The 23,901-nt window shown below is 70.3% G+C and carries 22 protein-coding genes; 7 read left to right on the forward strand and 15 right to left on the reverse strand.

Annotated elements, in window-relative coordinates; all coding sequences use genetic code 11:
* Window position 1 precedes the first annotated feature (1 nt).
* On the reverse strand, window positions 2–1,138 hold the full coding sequence (gene solA / locus ABTZ89_RS00610; RefSeq protein ID WP_351038579.1) for an N-methyl-L-tryptophan oxidase: 1,137 nt from the start codon (window positions 1,136–1,138) through the stop codon (window positions 2–4).
* Between the two features lie 109 nt (window positions 1,139–1,247).
* Window positions 1,248–1,970, reverse strand: coding sequence for a GntR family transcriptional regulator (locus tag ABTZ89_RS00615; protein ID WP_351038581.1), 723 nt, complete (start codon window positions 1,968–1,970; stop codon window positions 1,248–1,250).
* A gap of 186 nt (window positions 1,971–2,156) precedes the next feature.
* On the opposite strand from ABTZ89_RS00615, the gene ABTZ89_RS00620 reads away from it, so the two are divergent.
* A complete protein-coding gene (locus ABTZ89_RS00620) occupies window positions 2,157–3,308 on the forward strand; it encodes a CaiB/BaiF CoA transferase family protein (protein ID WP_351038583.1) in 1,152 nt (383 codons plus the stop codon).
* Window positions 3,309–3,358: 50 nt separating this feature from the next.
* Here ABTZ89_RS00620 and fabG read toward each other — a convergent pair whose 3' ends face one another.
* The 6 genes from fabG to ABTZ89_RS00650 all read right to left on the reverse strand — a co-directional run bounded on the left by fabG (window position 3,359) and on the right by ABTZ89_RS00650 (window position 10,332).
* Entirely contained in the window at window positions 3,359–4,087 is a 729-nt protein-coding gene (gene fabG / locus ABTZ89_RS00625) for a 3-oxoacyl-ACP reductase FabG (RefSeq protein ID WP_351038585.1), read from the reverse strand.
* Between the two features lie 11 nt (window positions 4,088–4,098).
* Complete coding sequence (locus tag ABTZ89_RS00630; protein WP_351038587.1) at window positions 4,099–5,247, reverse strand: thiolase family protein; 1,149 nt, start codon at window positions 5,245–5,247, stop codon at window positions 4,099–4,101.
* Window positions 5,247–5,624, reverse strand: a complete 378-nt coding sequence (locus tag ABTZ89_RS00635; RefSeq protein ID WP_270946730.1) for a Zn-ribbon domain-containing OB-fold protein — start codon at window positions 5,622–5,624, stop codon at window positions 5,247–5,249. The genes ABTZ89_RS00630 and ABTZ89_RS00635 overlap by 1 nt, the downstream gene beginning before the upstream one ends.
* A 25-nt stretch (window positions 5,625–5,649) precedes the next feature.
* The gene (locus tag ABTZ89_RS00640) at window positions 5,650–7,773 is read right to left on the reverse strand and encodes an acetate--CoA ligase family protein (protein ID WP_351038590.1); all 2,124 of its coding nucleotides are present in this window, start codon (window positions 7,771–7,773) and stop codon (window positions 5,650–5,652) included.
* 105 nt (window positions 7,774–7,878) lie between these two features.
* Window positions 7,879–9,024 (reverse strand): acyl-CoA dehydrogenase family protein, encoded by a 1,146-nt coding sequence (locus ABTZ89_RS00645; protein ID WP_351038592.1) that lies wholly within the window; start codon window positions 9,022–9,024, stop codon window positions 7,879–7,881.
* 12 nt (window positions 9,025–9,036) lie between these two features.
* On the reverse strand, window positions 9,037–10,332 hold the full coding sequence (locus ABTZ89_RS00650; RefSeq protein ID WP_351038594.1) for an MFS transporter: 1,296 nt from the start codon (window positions 10,330–10,332) through the stop codon (window positions 9,037–9,039).
* A gap of 254 nt (window positions 10,333–10,586) precedes the next feature.
* Between ABTZ89_RS00650 and ABTZ89_RS00655 the strand changes: the two genes are divergently transcribed.
* Both ABTZ89_RS00655 and ABTZ89_RS00660 read left to right on the forward strand, forming a co-directional pair.
* Window positions 10,587–11,492: a LysR substrate-binding domain-containing protein gene (locus tag ABTZ89_RS00655; RefSeq protein WP_270946726.1), complete on the forward strand. Its 906-nt coding sequence runs from the start codon at window positions 10,587–10,589 to the stop codon at window positions 11,490–11,492.
* Between the two features lie 221 nt (window positions 11,493–11,713).
* Window positions 11,714–13,036, forward strand: a complete 1,323-nt coding sequence (locus ABTZ89_RS00660; RefSeq protein WP_351038597.1) for an MFS transporter — start codon at window positions 11,714–11,716, stop codon at window positions 13,034–13,036.
* Between the two features lie 118 nt (window positions 13,037–13,154).
* Here ABTZ89_RS00660 and ABTZ89_RS00665 read toward each other — a convergent pair whose 3' ends face one another.
* The 4 genes from ABTZ89_RS00665 to ABTZ89_RS00680 form a co-directional block, all read right to left on the reverse strand.
* Window positions 13,155–13,757: a TIGR03086 family metal-binding protein gene (locus ABTZ89_RS00665; RefSeq protein WP_351038599.1), complete on the reverse strand. Its 603-nt coding sequence runs from the start codon at window positions 13,755–13,757 to the stop codon at window positions 13,155–13,157.
* A gap of 58 nt (window positions 13,758–13,815) precedes the next feature.
* On the reverse strand, window positions 13,816–15,342 hold the full coding sequence (locus ABTZ89_RS00670; RefSeq protein ID WP_502949494.1) for a UxaA family hydrolase: 1,527 nt from the start codon (window positions 15,340–15,342) through the stop codon (window positions 13,816–13,818).
* A gap of 106 nt (window positions 15,343–15,448) precedes the next feature.
* Complete coding sequence (locus ABTZ89_RS00675) at window positions 15,449–16,357, reverse strand: GlxA family transcriptional regulator (protein WP_351038603.1); 909 nt, start codon at window positions 16,355–16,357, stop codon at window positions 15,449–15,451.
* Between the two features lie 73 nt (window positions 16,358–16,430).
* Window positions 16,431–17,768, reverse strand: a complete 1,338-nt coding sequence (locus ABTZ89_RS00680; protein WP_351038605.1) for a GntP family permease — start codon at window positions 17,766–17,768, stop codon at window positions 16,431–16,433.
* A gap of 203 nt (window positions 17,769–17,971) precedes the next feature.
* Between ABTZ89_RS00680 and ABTZ89_RS00685 the strand changes: the two genes are divergently transcribed.
* The 4 genes from ABTZ89_RS00685 to ABTZ89_RS00700 all read left to right on the forward strand — a co-directional run bounded on the left by ABTZ89_RS00685 (window position 17,972) and on the right by ABTZ89_RS00700 (window position 21,401).
* Window positions 17,972–18,313, forward strand: coding sequence for an MmcQ/YjbR family DNA-binding protein (locus tag ABTZ89_RS00685; protein WP_270946720.1), 342 nt, complete (start codon window positions 17,972–17,974; stop codon window positions 18,311–18,313).
* Between the two features lie 342 nt (window positions 18,314–18,655).
* Entirely contained in the window at window positions 18,656–19,867 is a 1,212-nt protein-coding gene (locus ABTZ89_RS00690; protein ID WP_351038606.1) for a CaiB/BaiF CoA transferase family protein, read from the forward strand.
* Between the two features lie 4 nt (window positions 19,868–19,871).
* Entirely contained in the window at window positions 19,872–20,765 is an 894-nt protein-coding gene (locus ABTZ89_RS00695) for a hydroxymethylglutaryl-CoA lyase (protein ID WP_351038607.1), read from the forward strand.
* A gap of 3 nt (window positions 20,766–20,768) precedes the next feature.
* Window positions 20,769–21,401, forward strand: coding sequence for an IclR family transcriptional regulator (locus ABTZ89_RS00700; protein WP_270946717.1), 633 nt, complete (start codon window positions 20,769–20,771; stop codon window positions 21,399–21,401).
* Here the strand turns inward: ABTZ89_RS00700 and ABTZ89_RS00705 are convergent.
* The 3 genes from ABTZ89_RS00705 to ABTZ89_RS00715 all read right to left on the reverse strand — a co-directional run bounded on the left by ABTZ89_RS00705 (window position 21,398) and on the right by ABTZ89_RS00715 (window position 23,815).
* Window positions 21,398–22,036 (reverse strand): DNA alkylation repair protein, encoded by a 639-nt coding sequence (locus ABTZ89_RS00705; RefSeq protein WP_351038633.1) that lies wholly within the window; start codon window positions 22,034–22,036, stop codon window positions 21,398–21,400. The two genes, ABTZ89_RS00700 and ABTZ89_RS00705, sit on opposite strands and share 4 nt — an antisense overlap.
* Window positions 22,037–22,343: 307 nt before the next feature.
* Window positions 22,344–22,934: a cysteine hydrolase family protein gene (locus ABTZ89_RS00710; RefSeq protein ID WP_351038609.1), complete on the reverse strand. Its 591-nt coding sequence runs from the start codon at window positions 22,932–22,934 to the stop codon at window positions 22,344–22,346.
* A gap of 74 nt (window positions 22,935–23,008) precedes the next feature.
* Window positions 23,009–23,815: a thioesterase family protein gene (locus ABTZ89_RS00715; protein WP_351038611.1), complete on the reverse strand. Its 807-nt coding sequence runs from the start codon at window positions 23,813–23,815 to the stop codon at window positions 23,009–23,011.
* Between the last annotated feature and the right edge of the window lie 86 nt (window positions 23,816–23,901).

The following is a 23,901-nucleotide window of genomic DNA, read 5'->3' on the forward strand; positions in this document are numbered from 1 at the left end:
GTCACGCGCGCGCGAAGCGGGTGGGGGCCAGCTGGGTGATGTCGTGCTCGGTGCTCCCGCGCAGAGCGAGGTCGGCACCGATCTCGCCGAAGACCGGGGCCAGCTTGAAGCCGTGGCCCGAGAAGCCGGTCATGACGGTGGCGTTGCGGTGGCCGGGCAGCGGACCCAGCAGGGCGTGCTCGTCCGGGGTGAACCCCTCGACGAAGGTGCCGATGCGCACCGGGTGCGGGGTCACGCCGGGCAGCAGCCGTTCCGCGGCGGCCGAAGCCGCACGGGCGAGCTCGGTGCCGGCGCTGCGCGGCAGGTCGTCCGGGTCCTGGAGGACGGGCCAGCCGAGGTGGTGCGGCACGATCTTGATGGAAACCCCGTCCAGCAGCGGGAAGCAGGAGAACCCGGCTTCCCGGTGGCGGCGGATCGCGATCGGCAACCGGTCCGGCCGGTGCGCGGCGGGATCGAGCGCGGCGAACCAGCAGGCGGTGATCTGCCTGATCTCGATCGGCAGCGCGCTCAGCGGTTCGAGCCCGCGTGCCCACGGACCGGGGGCGAACACGACGTGGTCGACGTCGAATTCCTCGCCCTCGCTGGTGATCCGCCACCCCTGCGCGGTCTCGGCCACTTCGGTGATGGGGCGGTAGGGGAGGATCTCGGCGCCCGCCTCCGCAGCTGCGCGCAATGCCGCCTGCACAGCGGGTTCGGGGCGCAGCACGCCCGCGTTCGGGTCGAGCACCATCACTTCGTCGTCGTCGATCCGGTGCTGGGGGAAGCGTTTTCGGGCGAGTTCGGCGTCGAGGACCTCGTGGTCGAGGTCGTGCTCCTCGGCGCACCGCCGCACCGCCTGGACGTCGGGGTGGTCGGCGGGGCCGATGGTCAGGCCGCCGCACATCGTCAGCAGTTCGGCCTTCGTCGTGCGCTCGAGTTCGCGCCAGAGCCGTCCGGCCCGCTGGAGGAGCGGGACGTAGTTCGACCCCTCCTTGTAGGCGGTGCGGAAGATGCGGGATTCCCCGGCGGAGGCGCCGCGGTCGTGGCCGGGGGAGTAGGTGTCGAACGCGAGCACGTCGGCTCCGCGCTCGGCGAGCTGCCAGGTGGTCATGGCACCGATGACGCCGGTGCCGATCACTGCGACGCGAGGTTGGCTCATGGCCGCTCCAGGTGTGCTGGGACAGCGCAGTTTCGGGCAGAACTGCGCGGAAAACGGGTTGCTTCAGATGGCCGGCTCTGGGCTGAACCGGCCGGTCAACGGATGTAGGTCAGGAGTCCGGTGTGGACAGAACCGTCTGCTCGATGAAGAACTCGACCAGGTCCGGCCGGATGATGTGCCACATGGCTTCGGCGAGCTTGCCGTCGGTGAGCCAGGTCAACCGGCGCAGCCGGATCACGGCTCCGCCCGCGGCCAGGTGCAATCGGGCGGCGGTGGTCTCGTCGAGCAGGACGGGGTCGATGTAGACGCGGGATTTCGCGGCGGGGATGTCGTTTCGGGCGAAGTAGTCGTGCACGGTCAGGTGGGCCAGGTCCTCGTCCAGCATCCGCGGTGCCAGCGAGAACGGGACCGCGGAGAGCTCGACGGCGATCGGGTTGTCGTCCTCGTCGAACTTCAGCCGCCGCAGCTGGTTCACCGGCGCGTCGTCGGGCACGCCGGGCAGTTCGACGTCGGCGTCGTGCGCCGGGATCACCGCCGCCGACTCCACCGCGTGCCTGCCCGGGATTTCCGGGCCCTGCAACGCGGGGTTCACCACGCGCAGCAGGTTCTCCTGCCGCGCGCCTTCGGCGACGAACGTGCCGCGCCGCCGGTGGCGTTCCACCAGCCCGGCCTGCGCCAGCTCGCTCAGCACCCGTTGCGCGGTTGCGCGGCTGACCGAGTGCTGCTGCTGCAGCTCGGCCTCGGTGGGCAGCCGGGTGCCGGGCGGCAGCGCGCCGGAGCGGATCCGCTGCTCCAGTTCGGTGCGGATGCGCAGGTAAGCCGGGGTTGCCACGAGGTGAAATCTAGCCCACCACAATTTGACCGGTCAATAGTTGTTTTGCCCTGTCAAAAACGCCGGATATATGTACGGCCATAGCTGCTTGCGCGGCGTGTTTCGGCATTGACACGCAGCTGGCGCGCGGGCAATGCTGACTTGAGATTGGCCGTACAAATCCTCGGCGGGAAGGAGAGCGGGTCGATGCTTCCGCTGGAAGGCGTGACCGTGGTGTCCCTGGAGCAGGCGGTCGCCGCCCCGTTCGCCACCCGGCAACTGGCCGATCTCGGCGCGCGGGTGATCAAAGTGGAACGTCCCACCGGGGACTTCGCCCGCGGCTACGACACCTCGGTGAAGGGGCTGTCCAGCCACTTCGTGTGGCTCAACCGCAACAAGGAGAGCATCGTCCTGGACCTCAAGGCCGAGGCCGATCGCGAGGTCATGGACAAGCTGCTGGACCGCGCGGACGTGTTCGTGCAGAACCTGGCGCCGGGCGCGGCCGCGCGACTCGGCCTGGGCGCGGCCGAACTGCGGGAGAAGAACCAGCGGCTGATCGTGTGCGACCTGTCCGGGTACGGGAGTTCCGGGCCGTACCGCGACAAGAAGGCCTACGACCTGCTGATCCAGTGCGAAACCGGGCTCGTGTCCATCACCGGAACGCCCGACGAGCCGGCCAAGACCGGCATCTCGACCGCGGACATCGCGGGTGGCATGTACGCCTACACCGGCATCCTCACCGCGCTGTACGAGCGCGAGCGCACCGGGCAGGGCACGGCGTTCGAGGTGTCGCTGTTCGACGCGCTGGGCGAGTGGATGGGATTCCCGTACTACTACTCCTACAGCGGCGCTGCTCCGGCGCGGGCAGGAGCGCGGCACGCGGCCATCGCGCCCTATGGGCCGTTCGCGGCGGGCGACGGCGGGAAGGTGTTCCTCGGCGTGCAGAACGAGCGGGAGTGGGTGAAGTTCTGCGAGCAGGTGCTGGAACAGCCGGAGCTGGCCGGTGATCCGCGGTTCGACGCCAACCCGAAGCGGGTGGCGAACATCGTCGAGCTGGGCGTCGCCATCGAGGCGGTGTTCGCGTCGATGAGCAGCGCGGAGATCGAGCAGCGGCTGGAGCGGGTCGGCATCGCCAACGCCCGGATGCGCACCGTCGCCGAGTTCGCCGACCACCCGCAGCTGGAGGCCCGGGACCGCTGGCGCGAGGTCGACTCCCCGGCCGGACCGCTGCGCACCCTGCTGCCCCCGGTGACGGTGCCGGGGCGCGAGCCGCGGATGGACCCGATCCCGGAGGTCGGCGAGCACACCCGGGCCATCCTCGCCGAGCTCGACGGCCACCCCGAACCGCCCCGCGACTGAGGAAGACCCCAGCGGGCGGAGCGCGCGGTGGTGCGCCCCGCCCGCTGGGGTCAGAGGTGGCGGCCGCCGGTGATCTCCAGGACGCAGCCGGTCATGTAGGAGGACAGGTCCGAGGCCAGGAACAGCACCACGTCGGCCACTTCGGACGGTTCGCCCGCGCGCTGCATCGGGATCTCCTGCAGCTTGGCGTTCCAGACGTCCTCGCGCAGCGCCGCGGTCATGTCCGTGCGGATCAGGCCCGGCTGCACCGCGTTGACCCGCACGCTCTTGTGCGCGACCTCCTTGGCCGCGGCCTTGGTCAGGCCGACGATGCCGGCCTTGGCCGCGCTGTAGTTGGTCTGGCCGATCATGCCGACCTTGCCGGAGATCGACGAGATGTTGACGATCGCTCCGCTGCCCTGCTCGCGCATCACCGCCGCCGCGGCCCGGGTGCCCAGCCAGGCGCCCTTGACGTGCACGTCCAGGACGGCCTCGAAGTCGTCGAGGCTCATCTTGCGCATGGTGGCGTCCCGGGTGATGCCCGCGTTGTTCACCATCACGTCCAGCGAACCGAACTCGCCGGTGGCGGCCTCGACCGCCGCCTGCACCGCATCCGGATCGGTCACGTCGCAGTCCACGCCGAGCGCAGGTCCGTCGAGTTCGTCCGCGGCCTTGCGGGCCTGCGCGCCGTCGATGTCGGCGAGCACCACCTTCGCGCCGTGAGCGATGAAGTTCTCGGCGATCGCGAAGCCGATACCCTTGCCGCCGCCGGTGATCACCGCGACCTTGTCCTGCAGCATCAAATCCTCCTTCAGAGCGCGCTTTCGGTGCCGAAGATCGCGGTGACCTGGCTGGACAGCACGCCGCCGTTGCCGTGCGCCAGCGCGATGCCGGCGCCTTCGACCTGGCGTGCGCCGCACTCGCCGCGCAGCTGGCGCACCGCTTCGATGATGGTGAAGATCCCGTACATGCCGGGGTGGCAGTAGGAGAGCCCGCCGCCGTTGGTGTTCACCGGCAGCTTGCCGCCCGGCGCGATGCGGCCCTCCGAGACGAACGAGCCGCCCTCGCCCTTCGCGCAGAACCCGAGGTCCTCCAGGAACAGGACCGGGTTGATGGTGAAGGCGTCGTAGAGCTCCACCACGTCGACGTCCTGCGGTCCGAGCCCGGCCATCGCGAACGCCCGCTCGCCGGACTCGGCCGCCGCGGTGACCGTCAGGTCCGGCATCGCCGAGATGCTGCGGTGCGAGACGGCTTCGCCCGCACCGAGCAGGAACACCGGCTTGCCGGGCCGGTCGCGGGCACGATCCGCGCTGGTCAGCACCACCGCGCCGCCGCCGTCGGTGACCAGGCAGCAGTCCAGCTTGGTCAGCGGATCGCTGATCATCCGCGCCGCCAGCACGTCCTCGCGGGTCAGCGGATCGCGCGCGAACGCCACCGGGTTGAGCTGCGCCCACTGGCGCGCGGCCACGGCCACGTCGGCCAGCTGCTCGCGGGTCGTGCCGTACTGGTGCATGTGCCGCGCGGTGGCCATCGCGTACATGCTGATCGGGTGGCGCGCCCGGTAGGGCGCCTCGTACGGGTTGGGCTTGGACGGCGAGACCAGGCGCCCGCCGTCGGAGCGCTGGGTGCTGCCGTAGACGATCAGGGCCGTCTCGATCGCTCCAGCACTGATCGCCGCTGCCGCGTGCAGCAGGTGCGAGACGAAGGAACTGCCGCCGATGGTCGAACCGTCGACGTACTTCGGCCGGATTCCCAGGTATTCGGCCGTGTCCATGCCCGACATCGGGTAGTAGGAGGAGGCGGTGAACAGTCCGTCCACATCGGACTTATCCAGCCCGGCGTCGGCGAGCGCGCGCACCGTCGCCTGCCCGGCCAGGTCCAGCGGGGTCAACCCCGGTGCTACCTGCCCGAGATCGGATTCGGCCACGCCGACCACGGCGGCCCTACCGCGCAAGCCCATCACGACACCTCCCGGAACACGGCGACGGGTTCCCCGTCCTGCTCGACCGCGGCGAACTCGACGCGGGACCCGATGACCACCCGGTCGGCGTCGACGCCCTCGACCCGCGACATCATCCGGAAACCCTCGTCCAGGTCGATCAGCGCGACGTTGTGCACGCCGTCCCGGCCCCGCACCGCGGTGGTGGAGTAGACCGTTCCGAGCCCGCTGCTGCGCTCCCAGCCCAGCTCGTCGCTCCCGCACCCCGGGCACAGCACCCGGGGCTGGAACACCGCGGCGGAGCACTCCCGGCAGCGCTGGAACCGCAGCTCACCGGCCGCCAGCCCTTCCCGGAACACGCTTTCCGGCGCCTCGACGAGAGGCGTCACTTCACTCATCCCTCCACACCTTCCTTGGATCCGATCAGTCCGCGGGGGTCAGCACGGCGAGGCAGTCCACGGCGATGACGCCCTTGCCCGCCTCGTCGAGCAGCAGCGGGTTCACGTCGAGTTCCGCGATGTCCTCGGCGAGGTCGTGGGCCAGCCAGGACAGGCGGGCGACCGCATCGGCCGCGGCGTCGAGGTCTCGCGGCGGTTTGCCGCGCACTTCGCCGAAGAGCCGGCTGCCGCGCAGCGAGAGCAGCAGGCGTCCGGCGGCGTCGGGGTCGAGCGGGGCCACGCCGACCTGGCTGTCGGCGAGGACGTCCACCAGGACACCGCCGAACCCGACCACCACGACCGGGCCGAACGCGGGATCGTGCTTGAGGCCCACGATGAGCTCGGTGCCGCCGCCGGCCATCCGCTGCACCAGCAACCGGGCATCGGGATCACCGGCCGTCTTGGCGATGTCCAGCAGATCTCCAGCCGCCGCAAGGATTTCCGCGTCGCCGGTCAGGTTCAACCGCACCCCGCCGATGTCGGACTTGTGCCCGATGCGGTCGGACAGCAGCTTCACCGCCACCGGGCCGCCGAGGTCGTGCGCGGCGGCGACCGCGGCATCGGGCGTGGCGGCGGGGAACGCCCCCGCGCACGGGATGCCGTAGGCGGCGATCAGGCGGCTCGACTCGTGCTCGTCGAGCTGGGTGCGCCCCTGCGCCCGGACGTCCTCGACGATCGCGCGGACCACCTTGTCGTCGATGTCGGCCGGGCGTTCGGGCGCGGGCAGCGGCGGGCGCAGGCTGAAGTCCGCGAGCTTGCTCAGCGCCGCAGCCGCCCGGCCGGGATCGGTGAAGCACGGGATGCCCAGCTCCTGCAAGCGCCGGCGGGGACGTCCGCTGCCGCCGGTCCACACCACCACCAGCGGCCGGTCGGTGCTCCGGAACGCCTGCTCGATCGCGTCGATCAGCTGCGCGGACGCGTTGTCGGCGTTGCCCAGCAGCACCGCGATCATGTCGGTCCCCGGGTGCTGCACGGCGACCTCCAGACCGCGTCGCAGCAGGTCGGTGTCGCTGATCAGCATCGCGGTCAGGTCGATCGGGTTGCGCGGTGAACCGTAGGGCGGGATCACCTCGGCCATCCGCTGCTGCCACTCCTCCTCCCACTGCTGCACCACGAGACCGTTGTTGCTCGCGACGTCGGCCATGAGCACCCCGGCACCGCCGGACAGCGACAGCGTGCTGAGCCGGCGACCGCGGGTGCGCCGCCCGTTGGCGAACACCTGCGCGGTGTCGAGCAGCTCCTCCTGCCCGGCGAGCCGGACGATCCCGTGCTGGCGGGCCGCGCCGTCGAACACGGCGTCCTCCCCGGCCAGCGAGGCGGTGTGCGACTGGGCCGCGCGCGCCCCGGCCTCGGAGCTGCCGACCTTCACCACCAGGATCGGCTTGTCCAGCTCGTGCGCCCGGCGCGCCACCGACATCAGCTCGTGGCCCTGGTGCACGCCTTCGAGGTAGGCCATCAGCACCTCGACCCCGTCGGTCTCCAGCAGGCCGCCGAGCACCTCGGCCACCGACAGGTCGGCTTCGTTGCCGGTGTTGAGGAAGTGCGAGATGCCCAGCCCGGCCTGCTGCGCCGCGCTGAAGATGAACGTGCCGAAAGCACCGCTCTGGCTGACGAAGGCCACCGGACCGCCGACCAGCTCGGCGCTCTCGTCCATCGCCGAGGTGAACGTCGGCATCGCGCGGTCGCGGACGTTGAACATGCCGAGGCAGTTCGGCCCCAGCACCCGGATGCCGGTCTCGGCGATGACCGCCTCCAGCTGCTGCTGCAGCTGCTCGCCGCGCTCGCCGATCTCGGCGAAGCCGGACGCGCCGACGATCGCCGCGGGGATGCCGCGCGCAGCGCAGTCGCGCAGCCCGTCGACGACCTTGTCCGCGGGCAGCATCACCATGGCCAGGTCGATCTCGCCGTCGATCTCGTCCAGGCTGCGGTAGGCGGGCAGGCCCTGGACCTCGGAGCGGCGGGCGTTGATCGGCAGCAGGCGACCGGCGTAGCCGAACCGCTTCATCAGCTCGATCGGCCGCCCGGACAGCTTGATCGGGTTGTCCGAGGCGCCCAGGACGGCGATCGACCGCGGGTGCAGCAGTCGCTGGATCGCGGAGTTGGCGACCACGAATTCCTCCTCGCAGCGGGAACGGGTGGAGTGCTCGGGTGTCCGGTTCCGCAAATTCCATTGAAATCGGACGTGCGATTTCAATGGAATTTGCGGAACGACGGGTCAGGAGAACTGGCGGAGGAGCTGCTTGGCGATGATCAGCTTCTGGATCTCGCTGGTGCCCTCGTAGATGCGGAAGACCCTGGCGTCGCGGTAGAAGCGCTCCGCCGGAACCCCGCGCATGTAACCGGAACCGCCGTGCACCTGCACCGCCCGGTCGGCCACCCGGGACACCATCTCGCTGCAGAACAGCTTCGCGCACGACGGGGCCAACCGGGTGTCGGCGCCGGAGTCGTACTCGCGCGCGGCCTCCAGCACCATCGACCGCCCCGCGTAGTACTCGGCCTGCGATTCGGCCAGCAGCGCCTGCACCAGCTGGAACCGGCTGATCGGCTCGCCGCCCTGCTCGGCCTGGGCGGCGAAGCGCACCGACTCCTCGACGATCCGGCCGGCCAACCCGACGCAGATGGCCGCGATGTGCAGCCGACCGCGGGTCAGCGACGACATCGCGGCGCTGAACCCGGTGCCCTCCTCGCCGCCGACGAGCGCGGAGGCGGGCACCCGCGCGTCGTCGAAGAACACCTCGGCGGTGTGCGCCCCGGCCTGCCCCATCTTCGCGTTCGGCGGCCCGATCCGGACCCCGTCCAACCCGGTCTCGACCAGGAACACCGAAATGCCCTTGTGCGCCTCGACGTTCGAGTCGGTCCGCGCGAACACGACCAGCACGTCGGCGTGCGGAGCGTTGGTGATGAACCGCTTCGCCCCGGACAGCACGTACTCATCGCCGTCCCGGACCGCCTTGGTCTTCACCGAGCTCGGATCCGATCCCGCGCCGTCCTCGGTGAGCGCGAAGGAGGCGATCGCCTCCCCGGCGGCCAGCCGCGGCAGCCACCGCTTCTGCTGCTCCTCGGTGCCGTACTTGACGATCACCTGACCGGCGATGCCGTTGTTGGTGCCGAACATCGACCGGAACGCCGGGACCGCGTACCCCAGCTCCATCGCCAACCGGACGTCCTCGCTCATCAACAGGCCCAGCCCGCCGTGCTCCTCCGGCAGCGCGAAGCCGAACAACCCCATGCCCGCGGCGGCCTCGCGCAACCGCTGCGGGATCGCATCGGTCCGCTCGATCTCGTCCTCGGCGGGCACCACCTCGCCGCGGACGAAGTCGCGCACCGTGCGCAGCACGTCGTCGAACACGTTCGGATCCATCCAGGTCACCAATCACTCGTCACTTGCTCGAACTGTTGCGACTTCGGGGACTTCCGCGACCGCGCGCGCGGAGCGGGTCAGCAGGACTCGGACGCCCACCAGCGACATCAGCACGGTGACCAGCGCCCAGCCGATCACCGGCAGGATCGAATCGAAGGTGGTCAGCAGCAGCTGCCCGATCATCGGGGTGGTGCCGCCGAGCAGCGTCCCGGCCAGGCCGTAGGACAGCGAGATCGCGGTGTAGCGCACGCGCGCCGGGAACGCGTCGGCCAGCACGCCGGCGAGGATCGAGTAGAACATCACGTGCGGCAGCGTCGCGAGCACCATGCCCACCACCGACCAGGCGAAGCTGCCGGTGCTGATCAGCAGGAACATCAGCGGCATCACCGGGAGCTCGGCGACCAGCAGGACCGTGACGATCTTGCGCGTGCCGAACTTGCTGGCCAGCACGGCGCCGAAGGGCTGCACGAAGAACTGCACGATGCTGGCGATGAGCACCACGGTCATGAACGTCTCGCGCTGGAAGCCGAGCTCGTTGGTCGCCCACGACACCGCGAAGGTGTTCTTGAAGTACGACGCGGAGAACACGATCGCGCAGGCGAACACGCCGAGCACCACGAGCCCGGTGTGGTGGCGGAAGGTGTCCAGCAGCGGGAACTTGGCGACCTGCCCGGTCTCCTTGAGCTTGGTCAGCTGCGGCGACTCCTCGATGCTCAACCGGATCACCAGGCCGAGCACCACCAGCACCGCCGAGGCCAGGAACGGGATGCGCCAGCCCCAGCTGTAGAAGTCCTCGTCGGGCAGCTGCGAGACGAGGGTGAAGGCCAGCGAGGACAGGATCTGCCCGGACGGCGAGCCCTGCTGGGCCCAGGAGCCGGAGGTGATGCTGCGGCCCTTCGGGGCGTGCTCGGTGGCGATGAGCACCGCGCCGCCCCACTCGCCGCCGACGGCCAGGCCCTGCACGACGCGCAGCAGCACCAGCAGGATCGGCGCCGCGATGCCGATGGTGGCGTAGGTGGGCAGCAGGCCGATGCCGACGGTGGTGAAGCCCATCAGCAGCAGCGTGATGATCAGCGCCTTCTTGCGGCCGACCCGGTCGCCGAGGTGCCCGAAGACGATGCCGCCCAGCGGGCGGGCCAGGAAGCCGACCCAGAACGTCGCGAACGACACCAGCACGCCGATCGCGGGGGTGACCACGGGGAAGAACAGCTTGCCGAACACCAGCGCGGAGGCGGTGCCGTAGATGTAGAAGTCGTACCACTCGATGCTGGTACCGACGAACGACGCGATACCGGCCTTGCGGCCCATTCTCTCCTGTTCAGAAAGACGTCTCATCGCATTGGCTCCGTCTCCACCGAAGGCGGGTGCCTGCCGGATTGCAGGGCGAAACCCGTTGGTGCACCGGCTGATTCACCATCGCGGCGGCCGGGGCCCACGGGCGCCGCACTGCGATCCCGGTGCCTCGAAGCTAGGTCAGCGAATGTGTTCCGTCTAACACCAAAATCGGCTAGGTTTGATTCGTCGGCGCGACATTATGCGCGCTGACCTGGGCAAAGGTGCTCGTGGTCGGGAGGTCGGGCTTGGAGCTGCGCCACCTGCAGGCGTTCGTCGCCGTCGCCGAGGAGCTGAACTTCCGGCGCGCGGCGGTCCGGCTGCACATGTCCCAGCCACCGCTGTCCCAGCAGATCAAGCGCCTGGAGCACGAGGTCGGCGTGCCGCTGCTGCGGCGGACCACGCGGCAGGTCGCGCTCACCGCGGCGGGGGAGGCGTTCCTGCGCGAGGCGCGCAAGACGCTGGAGTCGGCGGAGGCGGCGCCGAAGCTGGCCAGGCAGGCCGCCGCCGGGGAGATTGGGGTGGTGCGCCTCGGGTTCAGCGGGCAGACCTCGTACCAGGTGATGCTGCTGATCGTGCGCAAGTTCCGGGAGCGCTACCCGGACGTGCGCTTCGACATCGTCAGCCCGCTCTACGGCGGTGAGCTGGTGGACCGCATCCACCAGCAGGAGATCGACGCCGGGCTGCTGCGGCTGCCGGTGCCGCTGGAGGGGCTGAGCGTGCGGGAGCTGGAGCAGCACCAGCTGGCGGTGGCCCTGCCCGACAACCACCGGCTGGCCGACGGGCGCAGCGTCGGGGTGGCCGACCTGCGCGACGAACCGGTGATCAGCTACCCGACGAACCGGGGCTCGGTGGTCAACCAGCTGGTGCAGGCCGTCTGCCTGCGCCACGGCTTCAACCCGAACTTCGTGCAGGAAGCGCCGGACACCCACACCATCCTGTCCCTGGTGGGCGCGGGCTCCGGTGTCGGTCTGGTCCCGGCGACCGCGGCGCACCTGAAGGTGCCGGGCGTGGTGCTGGTCCCGGTGCACGACGCGCCGCCGGTGCCGCTGGCCCTGGTGTGGCGCGAGGGCGATGCGAACCCGGCGCTGGCGGGGTTGGTCGGCCTGCTCGACGAGGTCGTGGCCGAGCTCTAGTTCCCGCGGCGGGAGCGACCGCGGTCACTCCCGACCCGTTGCTCCGCATGTCTGTCCACTGTGGAGTTACTGGCGAGTTTTCCGCCGTTTTCCGGGAATTCGCGAAGTGTGGTGCAGTCCACTCGCGTTCGGCGTAACTCCGCCGCGGCGCGCGGCGACAACCACGGTGGACAACCGATCAACGCTGATCGGTCGAAACATCTGAACAGAGGAGGTCTCTGGTGGCTGCCGACCGACCGGAGAGTCGGGCTTGGTGGATCTGGAGCGCGGCGGTGATCGCCTATCTCGCCGCGGTTTTTCACAGGGGCAGCTTGGGGGTTGCCGGGACGCAGGCGCTGGACCGCTTCGACGTCGGTCCGGCCGCGCTGAGCGCGTTCACGGTCCTGCAGGTCGGCATCTACGCCGGGATGCAGATTCCCACCGGATTGCTGGTGGACCGCTTCGGTTCCCGCCGGGTGATCACCGTCGCGGTGGTCCTCCTCGGGACCGGGCAAGTGCTTTTCGCCGTCGCCGACACGTACGCGATGGGCTTGGCGGCCCGCGCGGTGCTGGGTCTGGGCGACGCGCTGATCTGGGTGAGCATCCTGCGGCTGGTGGCCTCGCACTTCTCCGCCCGCCGCTACGCACTGGTGGCAACGGTGTCCAGCGCGCTGGGGGCGCTGGGGGGCGTTGCGGCCACGTTCCCGCTCGCGATGGCGTTGCAGAACCTGGGGTGGACCGCGACGTTCCTGCTGGTGGGAGCGCTGACGCTGGGGTACGCGGCGGTGACCGGAACGGTCGTGCGCGACGCGGCGCCCGCTGGCGGCCAGCCGCGCCGAAGCGCGCCGGTGCTCCAGCAGGTGCGCAACGCCTGGTCGGTGCCGGGCACCCGGCTGGCGTTCTGGACGCACTTCTGCACGTTGTTCGCCTCCGGCGCGCTGACGCTGCTGTGGGGCTTCCCGTACCTGGTCAACGGGCTCGGGGTGCCGGCATCGACGGCGAGCGTGGTGCTCAGCCTGCTGATCATCGGCCAGGTCGTCGGCGGCCCGGTGGTGGGCGCGCTGATCGGCCGCCGGCCGGAGTGCCGGATGTGGATCGTGATGGGCTACCTGGTGGTCAACGCGCTGTCCTGGGCGGTCCTGCTGGCCTGGCCGCAGGGCCACCCGCCGATCGCGGTGATCGCGGCGGCGTTCTTCGTCTTCGCCCTGGGCGGCCCGGTTTCGTCCGTGGCCATGGTCCTGGTGCGCGACTTCAACCCGGTGCACCAGGCCGGTACCGCGACCGGCCTGGCCAACGCCGGTGGCCACTCGGCGACGGCGCTCGGCGTGCTGTGCGTGGGCCTGGTGCTGGACCTGGCGCAGGGCATGCCGAACGGGGCGGACTACCGGGTCGCGATGCTGGCCCTGGTGGGGCTGCTGCTGCTCGGCGCGTCCCGCACGGTGGTGTGGTGGCGCCGCGCCCGCGCGGAGGTCTTCGCGGCGGAGGCGCGGGGCGAAGGAGTCCCGGTGGTCCTCACCCGGCACCGCTGGGACCTCCGGATCCAGCGCCAAGCAGTCCCGGCGTAACCCGACCAGGTGGGGCGCCTTCCGCGGAACGACCAAGCGGAAGGCGCCCCACCTGCGCTTTCTCCGCAGCCATCGCCCGGGGTGGTGTCAATTTCGTGCGAAATCGGCACGCCCGGTCCTACGGTCGGCGGCCCGCGCGGCGGAGAACCCGGTGTTGGCGGGTTTCGGCGGTCGGCGGCTGCGCGGGAGCCGCGAAGTGCTCGTACGTTCGGTTCCGGTCCAGCGGGCCTTCGGTCACGCCGGTGTAGAGGTGCTCGAAGTTGTCGTCGATCCATTCGACCAGCTGCGGGGCGAGGTCTTCGGGCTCTCCGGTGGCGCGGGCGAGGTCCCAGGTGTGCACCACCGTGTCGGCGATCAGCAGACCGAGCAGCTTGCGGCCGTCGGCCGGGCCGAAGGGGTAGTCCACCTCCCCGTCCAGGGCGCCGGGTTCGGCGAATGCGGCCAGGCACTCCTCGGCCGCGGTGCGGAACAGCCCGGCCGGATCGTCGCCGAGCGAGTTCTGCTCGCGGATGGTCAGGAACTCGTCACTGGTGCCGCCGTGCAGGAGCATCCGGTAGATCACGTTCGCCTGCACCAGGTGGCTCACCAGCGCGCGCACGTCCCAGTCCGCGCACGGCGTCGGGGCGGTCCACTGCTCCGGCTCGACCGATCCCACCAGATCGGCGAAGTCCTCGTTGGTCCGGCGGAGGTGCTCGAACAGCACGTCGTCGGCATTGCGCATGGACGCATCATGGTGCGCGGGACTTGCCGGTGTCCGGCGGGAATCGGCCGTCGCAGGGTCAGAGCACTGTGGACAGGTGCCAGGGGACGAACTCCTCCTCGCCGTAGCCGAGCTCTTCGCTCTTGGTCTCCTCGCCGGAGGCCACCCGGAGGATGTGGTCGAAGATCTGCGCACCCATCTCCGCCACGGTCAGCTCGCCGTCTGCGATGACACCGCAGTTGATGTCCATGTCGTCGCTCATCCGCTCGTAGAGCGGCGTGTTGGTGGCCAGCTTGATGCTCGGCGCGGGCTTGCAGCCGAACGCCGAACCGCGGCCGGTGGTGAAGCACAGCAGCTGCGCCCCGCCGGCGATCAGCCCGGTGGCGTTGACCGGGTCGTAGCCGGGCGTGTCCATGAACATCAGGCCCCGGTCGGTGATGGGCTCGGCGTACTGCAGGACGTCGACGAGGTTGGTGGTGCCGCCCTTGGCCGCCGCGCCCAGCGACTTCTCCAGGATCGTGGTCAGCCCGCCCGCCTTGTTGCCGGGGGAGGGGTTGTTGTTGATCGAGCTGTCGTCGATCTGGACGTGCTTCTCCCACCAGGCGATCCGGTCCACCAGCTTCTCGCCGACCTCGCGGCTGACCGCGCGCCGGGTGAGCAGGTGCTCGGCGCCGTAGATCTCGGTGGTCTCGCCGAACACCGCCGTGCCGCCGTTGCGGATCAGCAGGTCCGCTGCCGCGCCCAGCGCGGGGTTGGCCGTGATCCCGGAGTAGGCGTCGGACCCGCCGCACTCCATGGCGAGGATCAGCTTGTCCGCGGACACGGTCTGGCGCTGGAAGGCGTTGGCGATCGGCAGCATCTCCTCGATCCGCCGGACTCCTTCGGCCACCGTCTTCTTGGTGCCGCCGAGCTCCTGGATGGTCATGGCGTGCACCGGCATGCCCGGCGGCAGCCGCAGGTCCTCGGTGAGGCTCTTGACCTGGTTGACCTCGCAGCCCAGGCCGATCACCAGCAGCCCGGCGATGTTGGGGTGACCGGCGTAGCCGCGCAGCGCGCGCCGCAGCACCTCGAAGCCCTCGTTGCCCTGCCCGCTGTGCCCGCAGCCCAGCGTGTGCGTCAGCGGGCAGATCCCGTCGACGTTCGGGTAGTCGTCGAGCACGCCGGAGGCCTCGATGCGGCGGGCGATCATCTTCGCCGCGGTCGCCGAGCAGTTCACCGAGGTCAGCACCGCGAGGTAGTTGCGGGTGCCGACCCGGCCGTCGGGGCGCACGAAGCCCTGGAAGGTCGCGCGCTGCGCGCTCGGCACGTACTCGGTGGGCACCACGTCGGCGCCGAACGCGTGCTCCCGGTGGAACTCCTGGTAGTCGACGTTGTGCGTGTGCACGTGCTCGCCCGCGGTGATGGGTCGGGAGGCGAATCCGATGATCTGGCCGTACTTGCGGACCGGCGCGCCCCGCGCGATGTCCACAGTGGCCAGTTTGTGCCCGCGCGGGACCTCGTCGGGCACGTGCAGCCCGGCGTAGGTGCCCGGCGCCACGTCGGTTCGGGCGATGAGGACCGAATCATCGGCGTGCAGGCGGAATCCCAACTCATCCAGCGACGGCAACCGGACCACCCTCACTTCACGGTTATGAAGATATTTCCACGTAGTGAATCCGATGCTAAACAGCCGACCACGGCTTGTCACGGCGTGCGGATACGCCGATCCGGTGTCAGCTGCCGCGAGAGCGCAGGCGGCGGAGCATCCGCGAGTCGGTGAAGCCGACGGCTCGCGCGGCAGCGTCGGTGGTCGCGCCCTGCGCGAGCAGGTGCTCGGCGCGCTCGATGCGCAGCGCCTGCTGGTAGCGCAGGGGCGTCAGCCCCGTGGCGTGCGCGAAGGAGCGCGTGAGCGTGCGCTCGCTGCAGCCCGCGGCAGCGGAGAGCTCGGCGAGCGGGAGCGGTTCCGCGAAGCGGGCGTCGATGAGGTCCTGGACGCGGTGCACCGCGTCGTTGAGGTGCGCGCGGTGGCGCAGCATCGCGCTGGCCTGCTGGTCGTCGCCGTTGCGGCGGGCGTAGACGACCATGTCGCGGGCGACCTTCGCCGCTGCTCCCGGGCCGTGGTCGGTGGCGACCAGGTGCAGCGCGAGGTCGATGCCGCTGGCGATCCCGGCGGAGGTGGTGATCCGGGCGTCCTCGACGAACGGCACGTCGCGCACCACGGTCGCGGTCGGGTACCGGCGGGCGAGTTCGTCCTGCAGGTCGTGGTGGGTGGTGCAGCGCCGGTGGTGCAGCAGCCCGGCCTGCCCCAGGGCGTCCGCCCCGGAGCAGACGCTGGCCACCGCGCCACCGGCGTCGTGGTGCGCGCGGAGTCGCTCGGCGGAGGCTGCGTGCAGCCGCGGCCAGTGCGGCGGATCGGGAACCCTCGAACCCGGCACCAGGACCAGGTCGTCCGGGGTCAGCTCCGGCCACTCGGTGTCGGCGTGCAGCGGAAGTCCTTGTGCGCTCACCACGTTCCCGCCCTGGCTGACGTAGGACAGGGTGTAGTCGTGGCCGTGGTTGGCCGCGGTGGAGAACACCTGCGCGGGACCGGCGAGGTCGAGCAGGTGCAGCCGGGGCAGCAGCAGGAAGACGATGCGTCGCACGATCGCCCCAGCCTACGTGTCGTGAGCACTTCGGGGTGCCATGGCGCCCCGAAGTGCTCACGAGCCCGGCCGCTCAGAACAGGAAGGCCATCACCTGGATCGGGATCATGGCGATGATCGAGGCCGCCGAGACGGTGAGCGTGACCGACTTCAGCGCGCCCCGGGTGGTCTGGGGCAGCAGGGTCTGCAGGAGCCAGAACGTGTTGCTGGTGGCGTGGATGACGAACAGCGAGCCCGCGCCCGCCGCCAGCGCGACGAAGATCGGGTCGATGCCCAGCATCGGCATCACCGGGCCCAGGACACCGGCCGCGGTGATCGAAGCGAGCGTCACCGAGCCGACGGCGATGTGCAGCACCGCCGCCACCGCCCAGACCAGCAGCAGCGGGACGAGCGTGTTGGTCGTGAAGTAGTCCTTCAGCAGTTCGCCCAGACCGACGTCCTTGACCGTCTGCGCCAGCGAACCGCCGACACCGGTCAGGATCAGGATCTGGCCGCTCTCGTGGAAGCCGCGCTTGAACGCCGTTTCGGTCTGCTCCTTCGGCAGCTTCCAGCGGGCGATGGCCAGCGCGCCGATCACGCCGATCAGCAGCGCGATGACCGGGTCGCCGAGGAAGTCGACCACCGGGGAGCTGAACTCCAGCATCTCGGCGATCGCCCCGACGGCGATCAGCACCAGCGCCAGCAGCAGCGGGGCCATCGACAGGGCCAGCGGCGGGAACTTCCGGTCGGCCTCGGCCTCGGGCTCGACGTCGGCGACCGGGAGTTCCTCGGTCTCGTCCAGCTTCGGGTTCCACAGGCCGCGCTTGGCCAGCGCGGTGAACAGCGCGAGCGTGGTGATGATGGTGAACACGGCGGTGATGGCGCCGAAGATGAACATCTTGCCGAACGGCAGGTTCAGCACCCCGGCCAGCGCGACCGCGCCGACACCGGGCACCACGAACACCAGGCCGACCTCGATGCCCAGCGCCATCGCCGCGCACATCCGCGCGGCGCCGTGCGGGCCGATCTGCCGGGACAACCGGCTGGCCAGCGGTGCGGTGATCACCAGCAGCACGTCGGCGAAGATCGACTGCAGCACGGTGCCGACCGTGGTGCCGAAGGCGTAGGGGAGGGTTCTCGGGCCGAAGATGCGCACCAGGCGCTCGACCAGCTGCTCGATCGCGCCCAGCGACGCCATCAGCGAGCCCAGCAGCACGCCGAAGGCGATGAGCAGCCCGACCTCGGTCATCAGGTCGCCGAAACCGGTGGTGATGGACTTGATCGTCTGCTCCGGCCCCAGGCCTGACACCAGGCCCAGGTAGATCGCGCCGAGGACCAGCGCGATGGCCGGGCTGATCTTGACCCGGAGGATGAGCACCACGACACCGACGATGGTGATCGCGGTGTTGGCGAAGACTGCGATGTCCGACATTCGAAGCGTCCGATTCGTCGGGGCCGGCGCGGCCGACTCCAGCTTGTGCCGCGGACAGGGCTCTTTCCCGCCGGGGAAGAGTTGTGCTCGACCGGCGGGGACGAAGGCGGACCGGCACAGCATACACACGGCCGCGAGGTGATCAAGGCCGTCGCCAGCAGGGCGTTCGGCGGCTGTCGGTGGGGTGCGCGATGATGCCGGGCATGGGTGTGGCCAGCAGTCGGTTCTTGCGGATGGTCGACGGACTCGCCGACGTCGAGCAGGGCGAGGGGCGCGATTACACGTCCTTCAGCGTGCACGGCAAGGGCTTCGGCTACTACTGGCCGCGCACCAGCACGGTCGGCCTCAAGCAGACCCTGTCCGAGCAGATCGCGCTGGTCTCGGAGCGGCCTGAAGTGTTCGAGATCCAGTTCACCGCCGGTGGTTTCGGCTGGGTCGTGGTGCACCTGCCCAAGATCGACGCCGACGAGCTCGAAGAGCTGGTCTACGAGGCGTGGCGCCTCTCCGCACCCGACTACCTCGTCGAGGCCAACCCCCTGCGCTGATCCCCGCTCCCACGCAAATTCCATTGAAATCGAAGGTCCGATTTCAATGGAATTTGCGTCGTGGTGCCCACCCCAGGAACATCTACGTGTCCAGTGTGGACAGATGTGGTCGCGTTGAGTGACCGGGAGTTGTCGGTCGGTAGTCGATCCGCGAGGTTTCCATCAGGGCTGGTCGATCGGGCCTTGTGCGGGCGGATTCGGGCGGCTACGTTCGCTGCTTGTCAGTTTTGGGAAGAGTTTCCCAAATAGTGGCACAGCAGGGCTCGCGGAGGCGGACACCTCGTGGCCCGCGGGCGCTCACATCGCCCCGCCACCAACGCACTTGACAACAGGAGAGGACCGATGACGTCCACGGGACACGGCCCGCTGACCGGGATCCGGGTCGTCGAGCTGGGCAACTTCATCGCCGCGCCGACCGCGGGCCGGATCCTGGCCGAGTTCGGCGCCGACGTGATCAAGGTCGAGCGGCCGCGCACCGGGGACGAGCTGCGCAGCTGGCGCCTGCACGGCGGCGACGTGTCGCTGCTGTTCCGGGCCATGGCGCGCAACAAGCGCTCGATCACCCTGGACCTGCGGTCCGACCGCGGGCAGGACATCGCGCGGCAGCTCATCGGCGGCGCCGACATCGTCCTGGAGAACTTCCGGCCCGGCACCCTCGAGAAGTGGGGGCTCGGCCCGGACGAGATCCGCGCGATCAACCCGGAAGCGGTGCTGGTGCGGATCTCCGGATTCGGCCAGACCGGCCCCTACCGGGAGCGCCCCAGCTTCGGCGGCGTCGCCGAAGCCTTCGGCGGAGTGCGGCACCTGACGGGTTACCCGGGCCTGCCGCCGGTGCGCACCGGGGTCAGCCTGGCCGACTCGGTCGCCGGGCTCTACGCGGTGATCGGTGCGCTGATGGGGCTGCTCCGCCGCCGCGCCGGCCAGCCGGGCGAGACCGTCGACGTCGCGCTGTACGAGGCGATCTACTCGCTCATGGAGTCCTCCGTACCCGACTTCGACGCCTTCGGCGTCACACGGGAAGCCACCGGTCCGACGATCCCCGGCGTGGTCCCGTCCAGCACCTACCAGTGCGCGGACGGCAAGTACGTGGTCGTCGGCGGCAACAACAACGCCATCTTCGGCCGGTTCATGCGGCTGATCGACCGCCCGGACCTGGCCGAGGACCCGCAGCTGCAGACCAACGTCGGCCGGGTCGAGCGCAGCGACGAGATCGATGCGGCGATCAGCGCCTGGACCGCGACCGCCGACAGCGGGCGGATCCTGGAGCTGCTCGCGGAGGCGTCCGTCCCCAGTGGACCGATCTACGACGTGCCGGACATCGTGGCCGATCCGCACTACGCGGCGCGCGGCATGCACGAACGCCACGAGGTGCGCATCGAGCAGGACCAGACCCGCGAGGTCCTGTTCCCCGGCATCGTGCCCAAGCTTTCCGAGGAACCGGGCCGCACCCGCTGGCTCGGCCCGGAACTGGGCGCGCACACCGGCGAAGTCCTCGGCGAACTGGGGATCTCGCCCGAACAAGCCGCTGACCTGCGGGCCGAAGGAGTGATCTGAATTGGTGCTCATCACCGAGGTTTCGCTGCGCGACGGGCTGCAGATCGAACCGGTCGTCGTGCCCACCGCGGACAAGATCCGGTTCGGGGAGCTGCTGGTCGACGCAGGGTTCCAGCACCTGGAGATCGGATCGTTCGTCAGCCCGAAGCGGGTGCCGACGATGGCCGACACCGCCGAGGTCGTCGCCGGGCTCGCCGATCGGCCCGCGACCTTCCACACGCTCGTGCTCAACGAGCGCGGTGCGCAGCGCGCGGTCGAGGCCGGGGTGAAGAACGCGCGGCTGGTGATGTCGGCCAGCGAAGGCCACAGCACGTCGAACTCCGGTGTCAGCACTGCGGAAGCGATGCAGCGGCTGGCCCGGGCAGCGGAGATCCTGCACGACGCCGGCGTCAGCACCGAGGGCTGCATCGCGACGGCGTTCGTGTGCCCGTTCGACGGTGACACCCCGGTCGAGCGCGTGGTCCGGGTCGCCCGGCACTACGAGGAGATCGGCGTCGACGTGCTGCACCTTGCCGACACCATCGGCGCAGCTTCGCCCGGCGACATCAACCGGGCGGTCACCGCGGTGCGCGACGTGTTCCCGATCGAGCGGATCGGGCTGCACCTGCACAGCACCTACGGCATGGCCGACGCCAACGCCTGGGAGGCCTACCGCTGCGGCATCCGGCGCTTCGACGCCGCGCTCGGCGGACTCGGCGGCTGCCCCTTCGCGCCGGGCGCGACCGGCAACATCGCCGCCGACGACCTGATCCACCTGTTCCACCGGGAAGGCATCGACACCGGCATCGACGTCTCCAAGCTCGGCGAGCTGCGCGAACACCTCGCCGGACTGGTCGGGCACGCGCTGCCGTCGGCGCTGGCGAAGATCCCGGCCGCACCGGCCGAAGTCCGGCGGTAGGCCATGGGCGAAGCGTTCACCACGGGTGTCGGGGTGCTGGACCGGTCGGTGGCGATCCTCGACTGCGTCGAGATCAAGCCCATGGGCACCAGCGAACTCGCCAGGACCCTGGGCCTGACCACGTCCACCGCGCACCGGCTGGCCACCGCGCTCGTCGCGCACGGCCTGCTGCGACGCGACAGCGCGGGCTGCTTCCACCTCGGCTCGCGGTTCGCCACCTCGCGGCTGACCGAAGCGGCACGACCGGTGCTGGTGGAACTGGTTGCTGCGGTGGGGGAATCCGCGCAGCTGTGGGTGCGCCGCGCGGACCACCGGCTGTGCGTGGTGAGCATCGAGTCGGCGGAGGAGCTGCGCGCGAGCCAGCCCGTGGGAAGCCTGCTGCCGCTGCCGCACGGATCGGCAGCGCAGGTCCTGCTCGGCGAGCGGGACCCGGAGGGCCACGACTGGGTGGAGAGCGTGGGAGCCCGGGCGCCGGGTGTCGGATCGGTCAGCGCACCGGTCCGCCTGCACGGCGACATCGCCGCAGCGGTCTGCCTCTCGGCCCCGACCCAACGCCACCCCAGCCCCGGCCAGAGCTTCGGAGCCGACGTGGTCGCCGCAGCGGCCCGCATCGAATCCGCGCTGAAGAAGGTCTAGCTCTTCCGGCGCACCATCTCGTTGATCCAGATGGGTGCGAACGGAGACGTGCAGTTCGGCGGGGTCGGGTAGTCCTTGAGCACCTCCAGGCGCTCGCCGATGTCGAGCGCGCGGGCGCGGTGCTCGGCGTGGTCGATCCCGATCTGGGCCAGGCAGCTGTTCATCGCCCACTGGAGGCGGTCCGGGGCGTCCTTCATCTCCGCCTCGATGACGTCGAGCAGGCCGTCGAGGTCGAGCCCGTCGGGCTTCTTCGCCACGCGTTCGGTGGTCAGCGCCCAGCCGGCGCTGGCGACCACCGGGTCCGGATCCGAGGTCCAGGCCAGCCGCAGCTCCTCGGCGTGCGGGCTCTTCTTCACCACGTAGTTCACGAGCCAGTCGTGCACCTTGGGCGTGCGCGCCTCGCGCAGCATGGCGTCCAGCTCGTCGCGCTCGAAGGCCTTCGGCCGGCAGATCAGGGTCGCCAGCAGCCTCGCTGCGGAGTCACCCGTCGCCCACAGCCGCTGCGCGAGTTCCTGCTGCGTCTTCAGCTGCTTGGCGAGTGCCCGCAGCTTGCTGAGGTTCACACCGTGATCGTCACCGTGCTTCTCGTTGACCTTGCGCGCCTTCGGATCCTCGAGCGCGGCCAGCTCGGCCATCACCTCGGTCACCGCAGTCCCAACCACCCAAGCCTCCTGTCCACCACGTGGGAGGTCCACCCTATGCGAGACCACGATGCCCGAGGCGACGACGAACCGCCCGACCAAGCCCCGGCGCCAGGTCAACCGATTTTCCGCAGTTTCAATTGAAACTGCGCTCGGGCCCGGGCAGGACCACAGTTTCAATTGAAACTGCGGTCCGGGACCCGGCGCGGGGGGACGCAAATTCAATGGAAATTGGACCTCTGAATTCCATTGAATTTGCGGGACGGAGCCAGCGCAGGCCGGGCTGGGCGGGCGGATCTGGTCAGGTCGAGGTGCCGGTGAGCTCGGCGACGGTGCGGATGGTGGCGAAGCGGCCGGAGAGGGCGTACTCGGTGCGGGCGATGATCTCCTCGCTGTGCAGGGTCCGGGGGTCCGCCAGGAGTTCGGGCACCGTCAGGTCGGCCGGGGCGTCGCGGTGGGGGATCGGGTTCGTCGCCGTCGCATCGGTCACGAACGTGACGTCGTAGCCGAGGTCGGAGGCGACGCGGGTCGTCGTCTCGCAGCACTGCTCGGTGCGGATGCCGGACACGCTGAGCTCGCGGATCCCGCGCTGCGTCAGCATCTGGTGCAGGTTCGTGGTGGTGAAGGCGTTGTGCGAGGTCTTGTTCAGCAGCGGTTCGCCCTCGGCCGGGACGAGCCCGTCCTGCAGGACGTTGTGCCCGTTGACCGGGTCGAACACGCCACCGGTGCCCGGTTCGTTGTGCAGCACCCAGACCACCAGGTCGCCTTCGGCGCGGGCGAGGTCGACCAGGCGGTTGACGCGGGTGACGATGTCGGGGTTGGAGATGGCCTGCCACAGCGGGCGCTGCCGGAAGGATTCCTGTACGTCGACGACGAGGAGTGCTTTGTTCACGTCGACGAGTCTCGTCGCCCGCGCCGCGACCGGGAAGGCACGATCACGGCGCGAGGCGGAACGATCCGGTCAAGCTAGACGGCCGGGTTGGCCACCGCGGTCAGCGTGCTGAACCCGATCGGCCCCTTCGCGTCGTGGAACGTGCAGCTGCCCGCCGCGACGCCGTCCTCGCTCAGGTGGCCGGTCGCCTCGACGCCGATGGCCTCGCTCAGCGGCAGGCGGGAGAGGGTGAGCGTGTAGTCGGCGTTGATGAACTCGAGCTTGCCGTCCTCGCCGAAGTTCACCACCGGGCTGGCGAAGTCGCCCGCGATCGCGACCCGCACGAGCGGCGACATCGACTCGCCCGCCACCAGGTCGCACCGGTCCCGCACCCAGGCGCGGCGCGGACCGCTGCTGCGCCAGTCCTCGGTGGGGTTGCCGTCGGAGTCGAGGATCCAGACGTCGAACGGCGGCGGCCAGCCGTCGGAGTCGGTGCGCGGCGGCCCGATCTCCTCGGGCGCCGGAGCATCCCAAGGCGGAGTGCTCGACACCGCGCCCGCGGGCTGCTGGCCGCGGCGCAGCAGCACCGCGCTCGCCCGCGCGACCGGGGTGTCGCCGGAGAACACCGTCGCATCGGCGACCCGGATCCGGCGCCCGTCGCGCACGCGCTGCGTTTCCACCCGCACCGGTGCGAGCTTGGTGTTGCGGAACAGGTCGACGGTCAACCGGCTGAAGTGCAGGCCCGGCTCGCCGTGCTCGCGCTCCAGGGCCCTGGCGAGCAAACCGCCGAACAGGCGCCCGTGCATCATGTCCGGCGCCCACGGGCTGTTCGCGTGCGCAGCGGGGACGAGGTGGTCCCCGTCCGGGCTGAAGAACGGTCCCAGATCAGAGGTTCCGGCCATCGATCCTCCCAAGTTCCCAACACATCCCGCGCCCAGCACCCTACGACAAGCCCCGGACGCCGGAGCGCCGTCGCGGTGAGGCCTTC

Source organism: Saccharopolyspora sp. NPDC002686, from assembly GCF_040295745.1.
In the GTDB taxonomy this organism is placed as follows: Bacteria; Actinomycetota; Actinomycetes; order Mycobacteriales; family Pseudonocardiaceae; genus Saccharopolyspora; species Saccharopolyspora oryzae.